The sequence below is a fragment of the bacterium genome (assembly GCA_036504735.1).
GTDB lineage: Bacteria > Electryoneota > RPQS01 > RPQS01 > RPQS01 > DASXUQ01.
In genome coordinates this window covers 225,597-238,153 of record DASXUQ010000009.1, presented here as the reverse complement: position 1 = coordinate 238,153, position 12,557 = coordinate 225,597, and the positions used below count along the sequence as shown (strand labels likewise).

The 12,557-nt window shown below is 57.5% G+C and carries 16 protein-coding genes; all 16 read left to right on the top strand.

From position 1 onward, the window contains the following. Window positions 1-16 precede the first annotated feature (16 nt). The 16 genes from VGL38_08445 to VGL38_08370 all read left to right on the top strand — a co-directional run bounded on the left by VGL38_08445 (window position 17) and on the right by VGL38_08370 (window position 12,549). On the top strand, window positions 17-1,423 hold the full coding sequence (locus VGL38_08445) for a T9SS type A sorting domain-containing protein (GenBank protein ID HEY3295454.1): 1,407 nt from the start codon (window positions 17-19) through the stop codon (window positions 1,421-1,423). Between the two features lie 96 nt (window positions 1,424-1,519). Beyond that, window positions 1,520-2,383, top strand: coding sequence for a TIGR00730 family Rossman fold protein (locus VGL38_08440; protein HEY3295453.1), 864 nt, complete (start codon window positions 1,520-1,522; stop codon window positions 2,381-2,383). Window positions 2,384-2,432: 49 nt separating this feature from the next. Next, entirely contained in the window at window positions 2,433-2,963 is a 531-nt protein-coding gene (locus VGL38_08435; GenBank protein HEY3295452.1) for a rhodanese-like domain-containing protein, read from the top strand. A 204-nt stretch (window positions 2,964-3,167) separates the two neighbouring features. Beyond that, window positions 3,168-3,671 carry a MauE/DoxX family redox-associated membrane protein gene (locus tag VGL38_08430; GenBank protein HEY3295451.1) on the top strand — a complete coding sequence of 168 codons (504 nt, stop codon included), beginning with the start codon at window positions 3,168-3,170 and terminating at the stop codon, window positions 3,669-3,671. Between the two features lie 169 nt (window positions 3,672-3,840). Next, complete coding sequence (locus VGL38_08425; protein HEY3295450.1) at window positions 3,841-5,268, top strand: T9SS type A sorting domain-containing protein; 1,428 nt, start codon at window positions 3,841-3,843, stop codon at window positions 5,266-5,268. A 71-nt stretch (window positions 5,269-5,339) separates the two neighbouring features. Then, window positions 5,340-7,214, top strand: a complete 1,875-nt coding sequence (locus tag VGL38_08420) for a T9SS type A sorting domain-containing protein (protein ID HEY3295449.1) — start codon at window positions 5,340-5,342, stop codon at window positions 7,212-7,214. Beyond that, on the top strand, window positions 7,211-8,218 hold the full coding sequence (locus VGL38_08415) for an alpha/beta hydrolase-fold protein (GenBank protein HEY3295448.1): 1,008 nt from the start codon (window positions 7,211-7,213) through the stop codon (window positions 8,216-8,218). The genes VGL38_08420 and VGL38_08415 overlap by 4 nt, the downstream gene beginning before the upstream one ends. A gap of 170 nt (window positions 8,219-8,388) precedes the next feature. Further along, a complete protein-coding gene (locus VGL38_08410) occupies window positions 8,389-8,862 on the top strand; it encodes a YdeI/OmpD-associated family protein (GenBank protein ID HEY3295447.1) in 474 nt (157 codons plus the stop codon). Between the two features lie 48 nt (window positions 8,863-8,910). After that, the gene (locus tag VGL38_08405; protein HEY3295446.1) at window positions 8,911-9,438 is read left to right on the top strand and encodes a putative metal-dependent hydrolase; all 528 of its coding nucleotides are present in this window, start codon (window positions 8,911-8,913) and stop codon (window positions 9,436-9,438) included. A gap of 117 nt (window positions 9,439-9,555) precedes the next feature. Further along, the gene (locus VGL38_08400; protein ID HEY3295445.1) at window positions 9,556-9,723 is read left to right on the top strand and encodes a hypothetical protein; all 168 of its coding nucleotides are present in this window, start codon (window positions 9,556-9,558) and stop codon (window positions 9,721-9,723) included. A gap of 11 nt (window positions 9,724-9,734) precedes the next feature. Continuing rightward, window positions 9,735-9,962: a hypothetical protein gene (locus VGL38_08395; GenBank protein HEY3295444.1), complete on the top strand. Its 228-nt coding sequence runs from the start codon at window positions 9,735-9,737 to the stop codon at window positions 9,960-9,962. Between the two features lie 32 nt (window positions 9,963-9,994). Further along, window positions 9,995-10,462 (top strand): PH domain-containing protein, encoded by a 468-nt coding sequence (locus VGL38_08390; GenBank protein ID HEY3295443.1) that lies wholly within the window; start codon window positions 9,995-9,997, stop codon window positions 10,460-10,462. Window positions 10,463-10,657: 195 nt separating this feature from the next. Then, window positions 10,658-10,999, top strand: coding sequence for a DUF6614 family protein (locus VGL38_08385; GenBank protein HEY3295442.1), 342 nt, complete (start codon window positions 10,658-10,660; stop codon window positions 10,997-10,999). Between the two features lie 65 nt (window positions 11,000-11,064). After that, window positions 11,065-11,403 (top strand): DUF6614 family protein, encoded by a 339-nt coding sequence (locus VGL38_08380; protein ID HEY3295441.1) that lies wholly within the window; start codon window positions 11,065-11,067, stop codon window positions 11,401-11,403. An 89-nt stretch (window positions 11,404-11,492) separates the two neighbouring features. Continuing rightward, window positions 11,493-11,807, top strand: coding sequence for a hypothetical protein (locus tag VGL38_08375; protein HEY3295440.1), 315 nt, complete (start codon window positions 11,493-11,495; stop codon window positions 11,805-11,807). A gap of 241 nt (window positions 11,808-12,048) precedes the next feature. Further along, complete coding sequence (locus VGL38_08370; GenBank protein ID HEY3295439.1) at window positions 12,049-12,549, top strand: DinB family protein; 501 nt, start codon at window positions 12,049-12,051, stop codon at window positions 12,547-12,549. Window positions 12,550-12,557: the final 8 nt, after the last annotated feature.

Below are 12,557 nucleotides of genomic sequence, written 5' to 3'. Positions count from 1 at the left end.
AAGAACGGTGGCTGCTATGAATCGCTTCGGGATGTTCTTTGGTGTGTGGATGGTGTTGTCTCTTATCACGCATGTGCAGGCCCAACCCAATGTAGAATGGGCCCACAGCTACAGTTTCAATTATGGCACGACGTGGAACTTTCCAACGCTCCTGCACGGCTATGCGACAGCGGACACGGGGTATGTTCTGATCGCATCTGATTCCATTGCCAACTCGGGCAGCCCCGATTCGACATTCCGGCTTGTTCTGATGGGCACGGATGTATCGGGCGACACCCTCTGGACACGGTCGTATCCCGCCCAAGCTCCCCGCTACGCCGCACGCGCGGCGGATGGCACCTATGTCATTGCCGGGTTTCATGGATGGACCTGCGGCGTCAGTGCGCAAGGCGACAGCCTCTGGAGCCGGCAAAGAAGCGATTCCTGTCCAGCGACCTGCTGGGCCATGGCTGCCCTGTCGGATGGCGGGATCGTGATCGGCGGAGAAAGCCCACGCGCGGGAGGTGGCGAGACCGCAGCGCTGTGCCGGCTGGCTAATGACGGTTCGTTCCTCTGGCGGCGCACCGTGGACATTGGTTATACCAACACGTTTCGCGCGGTGCAGGAAACGGCCGACAGCGGCATCCTCTTTGCCGAGAAGTCCACAAGCACGTCATGGCAAGGCATCATCAAATACAACTCTGCGGGGGATAGCCTCTGGCGTTGCACCATCCAGCACCCGCAGGCTCTCTTGAGCCCCTGTGAGATTCGGCTGCTGCGGTCTGGTGATTGTCTAATTGCGGGCAGGGAAAATGGGGGCATGGATCTCGGTGTTTCATGCCTGGCGCCGGATGGGACACTTCGTTGGGAACGGACGCTTGATCTCGCCAGCGACGAATACTTTTGCTGCATGGATACTACGGCGGACGGCTCAGCGGTTTTGGTTTCGACGAGCGGACAGACCGATTTACGAATCATCAAAATCAATTCCCAAGGCACGACCCTCTGGAATACGATTTACAACCAGAACTGGATGTCGGTGTGTTCATTCGTCCAATCCACGCCCGATGGTGGGTTCCTGGTGGGCGGATATTTTATGGATTCCAGCGACAACATGTATTTGAAGCTCTTGAAATTCAGCGCCGACCCGAACGGGGTGCAGCCAGGTGCTTCACAGCCAACAACTCCGGCTCTGCATCCGGCTTATCCGAATCCCTTCAATCCGGCGACCACGCTTTCCTTTTCGATGCCGATAACGGGCACGGTTAAAGTGAAGGTATTCGATGTGACGGGGCGGCTCGTGGAGACCCTGCTGGACCGACATGTTGAGGCGGGGGAGCACCGTTTGAGCTTTGATGGCACCGCACTTGCATCAGGACTCTATTTTGCCCGGCTGGAAACGGGGACCCTCTCACAGACACAGAAATTGATGCTGATGAAATAGCGAAGGATGAAGGCAGAAGGATGAAGCTCGGAGGCTATAGGTGGCTGCGTCTTTCTTCGGCTTTCAGATTTCGGTTTTATTCCTGGAGATTTTCTTTTGGCAGAAAACAGCAACGGCAACGCACGGGAATTCTACCCTAAAGCGTACAATAACAAAGAATTCCTTTACAGCCCGCAGGCGCGGATTGTCCGCATGATGGCCGAATATCTCGAACCGCAGGCCCGGCTCCGGCAGTACAAAGTCCGGGGCACGATTGTCATGTTCGGTTCGGCCCGGGCACTCTCGCCCGAGGAACTGGATGTGGCCATGCGTCAGGCCCGGGCGGAAGCGGAGCAGGCGTCCGCCGCCGACCGGAAGCGGATCATGCACCGCATGAGCTGTATGGAAAAATTGTCCCGTTATTATGCCGAAACGGAGCAGCTTGCCCGGATGCTGACGGAGTACTTTCAGGCTCTGCCGGATGCCCGCGACCGCCATGTCATCTGTTCGGGCGGCGGCCCCGGCATCATGGAAGCAGCCAACCGGGGGGCGATTGAAGCCGGCGGCCGGACCGTGGGGCTGGGCATCAGCCTGCCGATGGAGCAGAGTGCAAACCGTTATCTGGATCCGCGGCTGACCTTCGAGTTCCACTACTTCTTCATGCGCAAGTACTGGTTTATGTATCTGGCGCGGGCGCTGGTGGTCTTTCCGGGCGGGTTCGGCACGATGGATGAGCTGTTCGAAATGCTGACCCTCATCCAGACCAAGAAGGTCCGTAAGCGGCTACCCATTGTGCTCTACGGCGGCGCCTACTGGGAAAGTGTGCTGCATTTCGACACCATGCTGGACTGGGGCGTGATTTCTCCGGAGGACTTGAATCTTTTCAAGATTTGCAATACTCCCGAGGAAGCCTTTGAGTTTATAAAATCAGAAGTTCACCTGCTGGCAGCGACGGAACCCCACGAGCCCTCTTTGGAGTAGAATGGTCAGCGGGTTCTGATACAGAAAGATTGAAACACAGGATAATGGAATGATGCTCTCCAGGCAATTCTTGGTAATGCTGGTGGCCGCTGTGCTGCTGGGAGTCGGTGCGCGCGTAGTGCAGAAAACAACGGTGCCTTTCTGGGGTTTCCCCAAGCCGATAGAACTGATTCAGCCCAAGATGGGCTTTGCCGCAGTCAACACGGCATCGCCCGACAGTGCGTTTGTCCCCGCCGAACAGGCCTATTTGGTGGACTTTTCCACGACGATGGGTCTGTATTCCAAGCGCACCAAGTACAATGTGCACTTCATTGACGCCCGCGATGTCCCGCTGTACAATGCCGGCCATATTCCCGGCGCGGTGAACATCCCGTTCGAAAAGGTTGCACAGTACACCGAAGCGTTCAACAGCATGCCCGCGGGGGATCTGTATCTGCTCTACTGTGACGGCGGCGACTGTCACCTGTCCAAAGACTTGGCCGAATACATGCAGGGGAAGGGCTACAAGCGGCTGGCGGTCTATGAGGGCGGCTGGAATGAATGGTCCAAAGAGACGGAATTTATCGAGAAGAAAGAATAGCATTCCGGACAACCAGATCCATGTCACAATTCAACAAGACAGGGTACCGCTGAGGGTACCTTGTTTTGTTTTAGGATAGACCGGAAGGGCCCGGATTTTGCCCGGATCGGCGGGCCATTTCTATGCTCTGCGTTCATTCTAACTTACTGGATTTTTCAGGACTTCTCCTTGACTTTGTGAAAAAAAAGCGGTACCTTTGACGTGATGAACTCTACCTCTAAACGTATCATACTCCTCGTGCTGGAGTGGGTCTGCCGCCTCGGGATTGCCGTGGTGTATCTGTTGGCAGCAATCCCCAAATTGCTCGATCCCCTCGACTTTGCCAAGGCGATTGCCAACTACCGCGTATCCTTCCCCATCATTGGCCAGGATTACATCTATCCGGTGGCGATCTTTTTGCCGGCGCTCGAAGCGGTGGTGGCCATTGCGCTCTTTTCCAACAAATGGAAACGCATAGCCAGCCTGATTGCCGGAGCCATGTTGCTGATGTTTATTGTGCTCATCGGCCAGGCGGTGGCGCGCGGCCTGAATATCGACTGCGGCTGTTTCGGCAGCGGCGGTGTCTCCAAGGCTCTGGCCAGCAAAGTCGGGATCAACAAGATTCTGGAGGATGCTCTTTGGCTGGTCATGTGCATCTTCATCTTCTGGCGCTCGGCTCCCGCCGGGCAGAGGAGATATGCGCTGGACCGGGAGAGCGTGTGGAAGTGAAGAGAAGGATGAAGGCGGAAGGATGAGGGATGAGGGATGAAGGGAAGACCGATCAGACACAACTTGTCATTCGGTCCCCTTACGTACTTGGGAAGGGAACGGAACACCGACGACGATAGCGCTTCTTTCAGCTTTTCAGAGTTTCAGCGTTTTGTTTCAGGGAGGGAACATGACACGCAGCTTGTGGATTGGGATCTGGGTATTGTGCGGCAGCGTGGTATTTGCGCAGCCGAACCCGCTGACGCGTTGGACGCGGACCATCGCCGGAGATTCGATTGACACCGTCACCGGAATTGTGCAGACCGGCGCCGGCACCTATCTGCTGTGCGGCTACACGGGAAGCTGGGGAGCGGGCGGCTGGGACATGTATGTGGCCGCGCTGGACAGCCTCGGCAATTCCCCTTGGTATCGCACCTACGGTACGCCGTACCACGATGCGGCGCTAGCCATCCGCCGCACGGCGGACAACTACTACATTGTCACCGGCTATTCCCAGACGCAGGAAAACGGGCCGCTGCATGTCTACCTGATGAAGATCAGCTCCCTCGGTATTCAGCAGTGGAACCGCACCTACACCGGCACCGCCGAAGAGTACGCCAACGACGTGCAGCAGACCACGGATGGCGGTTACATCCTGACCGGAGCCTCCGACGCGGTGGGGCAGACCTTCAACATCTATTTGCGCAAGACCGATGCGCAGGGCAACCCGACCTGGACGCGGTACATCAACCACAACGATGACGCCGGCTATTCGGTGCAGCAGACTGCCGACGGCGGCTACATCATCGCCGGGCGCACCCACTACTTCGAAGGCGACGGCTATCTGGTCAAGACCGATGCCACGGGCCACTCCCAATGGACAAAGTACATCGGCGGCTCGGGGGATGAGCTTTTCCGTGCGGTGAAGCAGACGTACGACGGCGGCTACATTGTGGCGGGCAAGAGCAACACCTCCTCGGGTGACGACAAGCCGTATCTGGTGAAGACCGATTCCCTCGGCCGCACGCAATGGACGCACACCTACGGCCCGGCGGGCACCAGCGGTGCCTTCTATTCGGTGGACATTCTGGCGGACAGCAATTACATTGTCAGCGGCACACTGCGCGGCCACTTCTACATTGCGCGCATCGACACCGACGGTATTGTCCGCTGGGATGAAGAGTATACCAACAGCACGTGGAGCATGCTGCCGTATGCCATGCAGCCGACCCGCGACGATTGCTACATCATGGCGGGCTACACCACCTCGCAGACGCACAACTGGGATTTCTATATTCTGAAAACGGGCCGCGACCGCATGACCGCGGGAATCGAGCCGCGCCGGGATCCGATCCCCCTGGGCTATGCGCTGTCGGCTTATCCCAATCCCTTCAATGCCTCCACCACGCTGAGTTTGAGTCTGCCGCACAGCGCGCGGGCGCACATCGGATTGTATGATGTGAGTGGCCGGCAGGTCGGCACTCTGGCCGATGGCGTGTATGAAGCCGGCGAGCACCGCATCGGATTCGATGGCAGTGCCCTGCCTTCCGGGATCTACTTCGCGCGTCTGAGCACGCCGGACTTTGCCACCACGCAAAAGCTGATGCTTTTGAAGTAAGGGCTAAGTGCTAAGGGATAAGGACCGCCCCCGGCGGCCTGCTTTATTTTCGCTTTTTCTTCGGAGGTTGCGTGAAACCACTGAGTGCGCTGTGTATCCTCTGCCTGTGCGCGGTGCTCGGGGCCGGACCGGCCCTCGCGCGCACCTTCGGCAACGGACCGAACGTCGCCTTTGAGCTGCCTCCGCTGCGGCCCGTCTCACCCGTGGCCTATGTAGCGCCGCGTCCGGGCGAAAGAGCCGGGTCCTCGCTGGATGAGCCGTGGCAGTTTGTGCAGTACCTGTACGACGCCGACACGACCTCGCAGAATTACGCGGCCTATCTGAATGCCGTGCCTGTGCAGTTTGCGTTTTGCCGCAACACTAACGGCTTTCTGGCGACGCTGCATACGGTTTTCGAAACCTCCGATTGCGGCCGCACGTGGCACAACCTCGATCTGCACCCGCAGCCGTCCACTATTCCTTCGGATTGGGGCGTGCTGCGCTCGCCGATGTACATCAGTGGACTGGCGGCGCGTCCGATCACCCGGCCCGGCATCAACCTGGATACCGTGCTGGTCAGCGCCTACAGCGCCACCGCCGATACATCCAATGTGCGCGTCATCTACTATCAGGGTGGTCACCGTCTGTATCCATTCCGCCAGCTCGACACTCCCGTCTGGCTGAGTGGTGTGCTGGTGCCGGACTCGACCACGGGTCTGGTCTTCGGCGGCATGACGGGCCGGCTGTGGGAAAATGACACACTGCGGTTCGGCAATTTGTGGGCGGAAGTCAACACCAGCAAGACTTTTCAGCGCGCCGGACGCGAAGACAGCCTGACTCCCGAACAGACGTGGGTTTCCGGATTCACCAGCATCGGCAACCGGCTGCTGGCCGTTGGCTCTCATCAATGGGTGAGCAATGACCGTGGCCGGCACTGGCGTATTCGCGTGGCCGCCGATTCCCTGTTCGATACCTGTATCAGTTTTGCGGACAGCCTGCATGGTCTTGCCGGCGGCGGCATGACTACTCCCACCTCGCACGGCTGGGTGCATGTCACCTCCGATGGTGGACAGACCTGGTCGGGCCGCGTGTTAAGCACACTGGTGCCGGTCCGCGCCGTGGAAATGGTGACGCCGCAAATCGGTTTTGCCGCGGGCGGCAACTATCAGGCGGGTACAGGCCGCGTGTGGAGTACCACCGACGGCGGGCAGACCTGGGTGGTGGAATTGCAGTTGACGGCGGAGATCCGCGCACTCAAGGCCATCCGCATCAGCAATGCGTATGTGGATGTGCTGGCCGCCGGAGTGTTCTCCGATTTTCGCGGCGGCATCTGGCGCACCCAGCTTTATCTGCCCGACAGTTCGCGGGCGCTGCTGCTGGCCGATCCCGACACTCTCGACTTCGGCATAGTCGCCGCGGGTCATACGGACACACTGGCCGTGACCCTGACCAATGCGGGCAGCGCGATGGATACTGTGACGGGAGTCTTCGGCGGGGACACGCTGTTTACGCCGATCTGGCAGGGAATTCCGGTGCCGTTGCATCCGGGTCAATCCATGCCCTTGTATGTAGCTTTTACCAGCCGTTCGGGCGGCAGCTTCAGCCGCTATCTGAGCGTCAGTAACGTCGCCAGCGGACGCGTGGAGATTCTCTGCACGGCCTCGGTACCGCTGGGCACCTCGCCACAGCACGACGCCGACCTTCCCAGCCGCCCTGCGCTGACGGTCTGGCCCAATCCCGGTAATGCCACCTTCGAAATCCGCTATGATCTCGTTCGCGCCGGAAATGTCTCGCTGCGCGTCTACGATCTGACGGGCCGCTTAGTGGAAACGCTGACCGAGACCCATGCGGCGGCAGGCGGACATATTCACACGTGGGACGCCGCTCGCCATGCCAGCGGGTTGTATTTCGTGCGGCTGAACGCCGATGACCAGGCCGTGACGCGCAAGGTGCTGCTCATCAAATGAAGCTTCACGGTCAACTACTCATCGAATCGCTGCACAGCCGCTGCCTCGAGGGCAATCCCCTCGGCGACAGTGCCGTGCGCGAGATTCCGGTGTATCTGCCTGAAGGCTATGACGGCACGCGGGACTATCCGCTGTTGCTGGTTCTGGCGGGCTTCACCGGATCGGGTCTCTCGCATCTGAACTGGATGCCCTGGGGCGAGACCATGCCGCAGCGCATCGAGCGGCTGATTTCCGAAAAGCGGCTTCCACCGTGCGTCGCCGTTTTTCCCGATGCTTTCACGCGGCTGGGCGGCAGCCAGTATCTGAACAGCAGCGCGGTGGGCGATTATGAAGATCACATCACGGGAGAAGTGATTCCGTGGGTGCGCGCCACGTTCCGCGCAGGACTTAAGCCCGAGCAGACGGTGATTGCCGGAAAATCCTCCGGCGGCTTCGGCGCGTTTGTGCTGGCCGCGCGGCATCCCGATCTGTTCGGCTGGATGATCATGCACAGCGGAGATTGCTATTTCGAGTACAGCCTGCTGCCCGATTTCCCCGCCACCGCAGGAGAGTTGCAGAAGGCGGGCGGGCCGCAGGAATTTATCCGGAAGATCGGCCAACCCGGACCGATGTCCAAAAGTTACATGCAGGCGCTGAACGTGACCGCCATGGCTGCCTGCTATTCTCCCAACCGCGAGAGCCCGTGGGGCTTCGATTATCCTTTCGATCTGGAAACCGCCGAACTGCGGGAAGACGTCTGGTTGCGCTGGCTGGCGCATGATCCGGTGCGCATGGCACAGTTAAGTGCCGTAACCGAAAACCTGCACAAACTCCGCGGCATCTACATCGAATGCGGAATGCAGGATGAATTCAACCTGCAGTGGGGAGCGCGCATTCTGGTAAAAAAACTCCGCGCCGCCGGCCTGTCCATCGAGCACCGCGAATTCAACGCCGGCCATATGCAGACGCACTACCGCTATGATGAAAGCTTGAGCTGGTGGGGCTCGCGCATTCTTGTGAGCTAATACGTAATGTGGCGGTTATCTCAGCATTGTCATCCTGCATTTGGCTTCAAATGCAGGATCTCTCGGGAAGCAGCAGAGAAGAGAGATCCTGTATCCCGAAGACGGTCTACAGGATGACAAAGTAATGGGACAATGCTGCAGGATGACAAGCAACGGAGTAGTGTAAAACAATGCCCAAATCCGACCAACAGGAATTCAAAGCTCCGCTCATTTTCGGTGACGGCGGCGGCGCGTGGGTGGAAGTCCCTGCCAAAATCATGGACATCTACGCTACCAAGGGACGGGTGCCGGTCAATGCCTTGATCGACGGCGTGCCCTATCGCGGCTCGCTGGCCAACATGGGCGGCGGTTGTCATCAGTTGGGTGTGCTGAAGGCAATCCGCGAGAAGATTGGCAAAGGCGAAGGCGATGTGGTGCACGTGATCCTCGAGCGCGACACCGCCGAGCGCTCCGTGGAGGCGCCGGAAGATTTTCAGAAGGCGCTGAACAAGAACAAGGCCGCCAAAGCAGTCTTCGAGAAGTTCGCTTATTCCCATAAGAAGGAATACGTGCGCTGGATCGAGGAAGCCAAGAAGGCCGAAACCCGCGCCGCGCGCATCGAAAAGGCCGTTGGCATGATCGCCGAAGGACAAAAACGCTCCTGATTTCAGTGTGTTCGATTTTCTAATTTTTTATTTTCGATTTTTCGTTTTATGAAAGATCCCCGCTACCCCCTTGGAAAATTCGCGCCGCCGCAAGTAATGACGCCGTCTCTGCGGCAGGAAATGATTAACACGATTGCCGCCACGCCCGAGCAGATCGGCGCAGCGGTTCAGGGTTTGTCCGACGCGCAGCTTGATACTCCGTACCGCGAGGGCGGCTGGACGGTGCGGCAGGTGGTGCATCATCTGCCCGACAGCCATCTGAATGCCTACACGCGTTTCAAGCTGGCGCTCACCGAAGACAGCCCGATGGTCAAGCCCTACGACGAAGCGGCGTGGGCCATGCTGCCGGATTCGGTCAGCACACCCATTCACACGTCGCTCTGCTTTCTGGAATGTCTGCATGAGCGCTGGGTCCATGTGCTGCGCGCGATGGCTGAGAGTGATTTTGCCCGTGGCTACCGCCATCCCGATTTTGAAGGCGTCCGCAGCCTCGATTTCCTGCTGGCCATCTATGCCTGGCACGGCCCGCACCACGTCGCGCACGTCACCGAACTGCGCAAACGCATGGGATGGTGACCTCAAAAGGATGAAGGCGGAAGGATGAAGGATGAAAGAGGAGAATAGGCCAGAAGCGCATGATCGTCGTTTCTGTTTTCTGCTCTCTGCTTTTTGTTTTTCTTTCAGGCGAGGCTTATGAAGAAGTACTTGCTCGTGTTGTTGCTGGGTCTGCTGCTGGTTTCCTGTTCGTCGCACTCCAAGCGCCGCCCCGACCCCAAGACCGACGACACCGATTCCACCCAGCAAGCCCCGGAAGACAGCACCGTCGCCGCGCCCGATACCGCCATGTTTGTGCTGCGGTGAAAGGACAATGAATGGCGCCGACTCCACAGAGATTTGTCATTCCGTTCCGTCTTCGGAACGGAATCCCTGACAACGATAGTGCAAACCCAAACATTGTCATCCTGAAGGCCGGCTTCGGCCTGAAGGACCTCGGGTTCTGGTTGGCGCTTGGAGAGTTGTGCACGGTTTTCGGAATCGAGCTGGCGCGGCTTTGCGTTACGTTCGAAATAGAAGTATCTGAAGATGCAGAAACGGACTGATCGTAGAGGAGAGCAAAAACGGAGACCGAATCATGGGATATATTGAGCAGTCTTTGGCGGCGAACGAAACCGTGGTCTACAAGGGGAAGCTCTCACCGTATATCTTCTCAAGTTCACTCCTCTTCGCGCTCCTATGGATATGGGCGATTCTCGTTCGAGTGCAACCACTGATCTTCTTTTGTGGACTGCTGACGTTGCTCTCGTTGATTTCGAACGCGATTCGATTGCGGAGTGCTGAATTTGCCGTGACGACCCGAAGAGTCGTCTTGAAAGATGGATTCTTGAGACGGCGGACAATCGAGATTCTCCTCTCCAAAGTCGAAGGCGCTCATGTCAATCAAGGAATCTTCGGGCGCATGTTTAACTACGGAAAACTAACCGTAGTAGGCTCCGGCGGAACGCAGCAGCCTTTTACCAAAGTGGAAGCTCCTCTCACATTTCGGGCAAGGATGCAGGATCAAATCATCATAGCTGAACAGCGAGAAGTCATAACAAAATAGTTCTCATGTTTGATCGGATCGTTTGGGTACTGCGTTGCCGAACGGCTCGGCTGCAAGCAGCCAACACCGCAGACTTGCCCGAGGTCCTTCAGGCCGAAGACGGCCTTCAGGATGACAAGGTGTGGGGGTGCGCCGGTGTTGTTTCGAAATTCATAGTGATGTTAATGGTGAGTGAACGGTTCAACTGATAATCTTATGACCCTCTACCACATCTGGTGCGACCTGAAGGACGGATCGAAGGATCTGGAGTTTGTACGCGCGGTGCATGCGTACCTCGGGCATCTGAAGGAGCAGGGGCATGTGCAGAGTTATCGCATTACGCGGCGCAAGTTCGGGTTTTCGCCGCCGGGGCTGGGGGATTTTCACATCATGGTGGAATGCGAGAATCTTGGACGGCTGGATGATGCCTTTGCGCTGGTAGCCACGCGCGGCGGCAGGATCGAAGAGCTGCACCGCCCCGTCTACAGCATGGCCACCCATCTTACCACGGCTTTGTACCGCGACTTTCCGGACGGGGAAAGAGAAATGAAAAACTAAAAAGTCCCACGTCTTCAGCATCGTCATTTATGGTTTCCAATTTTTCATTTTTGATTTAGTTCTGCATGAATCACTTTCACATCTGGTGTAATCTCAAGGCGGGGCAGAATGTTCTCCAGTTCTGTGAAAGCGTCCGCGAGTTTCTGAGCTATCTGCATGAGCGCGAACTGATCGAAGGCTACTACATCACGCGCCGCAAGTTTGTCATCTCGCCGCCGCTTTTAGGCGAGTTCCAGATCACCGTCGACTTTGCCAGCATCGCGCAGATGAACCGCGCCTTTGCCCTGCTCTCCGAGGGCGGCGAGGAGGTTCTGGCGTTCCACAAGCCGCTGAGCGATGCCGTGCGGAATGTCTCCACCGCGCTCTACCGGGACTTTCCGGAAGCGCGACGGAAGAAAGGATGACGGCGGAAGGATGAAGGATGAAGTAGGGACATGGCTTGCCGTGTCCATGCGAAACATGGGCTTAATTACCGGGAAACGCAGGATCCTTTATGGACGATAAACCGAAAATCAAGCCGGGCTGGCAGCCGGTGGAAGATGTGAACTGGGACGCCTACATGGAGGCGATTGCCAAGTCCAAAAACAAGCAGCAGATCCTGGCCCACTTGCGGCACCTGTTGGAGCGCAAGGGCTACGGCAACATGATCCGCGCCGCTGAAGTGGCCTTCGAGCGGCTGCTTGAAGTTTCCCCCGGCGACAAGGGCTCCATCGGCGTCTATGCCGACATCGACGGCAAGGAACTCTACACCAACTTCCGCTTCGCCGCCCCGTCCTCCAAGGAAAAGAAGGACGAGTTCAACTACTAAGAGAAAACGAAAAACTAAAAATTAAAAATGATAAAAGTGACCGAGAAGGATTATCAGGCTCTTTGACTTTTGATTTTGAGTTTTTCATTTCGCCTTCCGCTTGGTTCGATTCTTTGATACATGCGTTTAATAAGCAGACTGGAATGGCGGGAAAGGCTTATGCTTTTTCCGGCTGGCTCTGCATAAATCATACATTTCGCGTCTGCAACGCGGAACATGAAAGGTGATAGTCATGGAGTCTATGGAACGTCAGTTTCTGGCCGTGTCGGCAAGCACCCTGCGCGACCAGTATCTGCCGAAGATCAAGGAAGCGGTAGCGCTTCTGTCCGAAGACGAACTTTGGGCGAAGGAAAACGAGTCCACCAACAGTGTTGGCAATCTGCTGATGCACCTGACTGGAAACGTGCGGCAGCACATTCTTTCCGGCGTGGGTGGCCGTCCCGATGAGCGCAATCGTCCCAAGGAGTTCACCGCCCACGGCGGCATCTCCAAGGCCATGCTGCTGAACAATCTCGAAACCACCGTGCTGGAAGCCTTCCACGTGGTGGCGACGCTCGATCCCAAACTGCTCACCGAGGAACGCGTGATTCAGGGGAACAAGGTCACGCTGCTGAAGGATATTTACCACGTGGTCGAGCACTTTGCCTACCACGCCGGCCAGATCATCTATATTGTCAAGGCTATCAAGCAGGCGCGCTTCCCCTGGTACGCGCATCTTGAGGTCCAGCCGCAGCGCCTGTAACAAAAGTC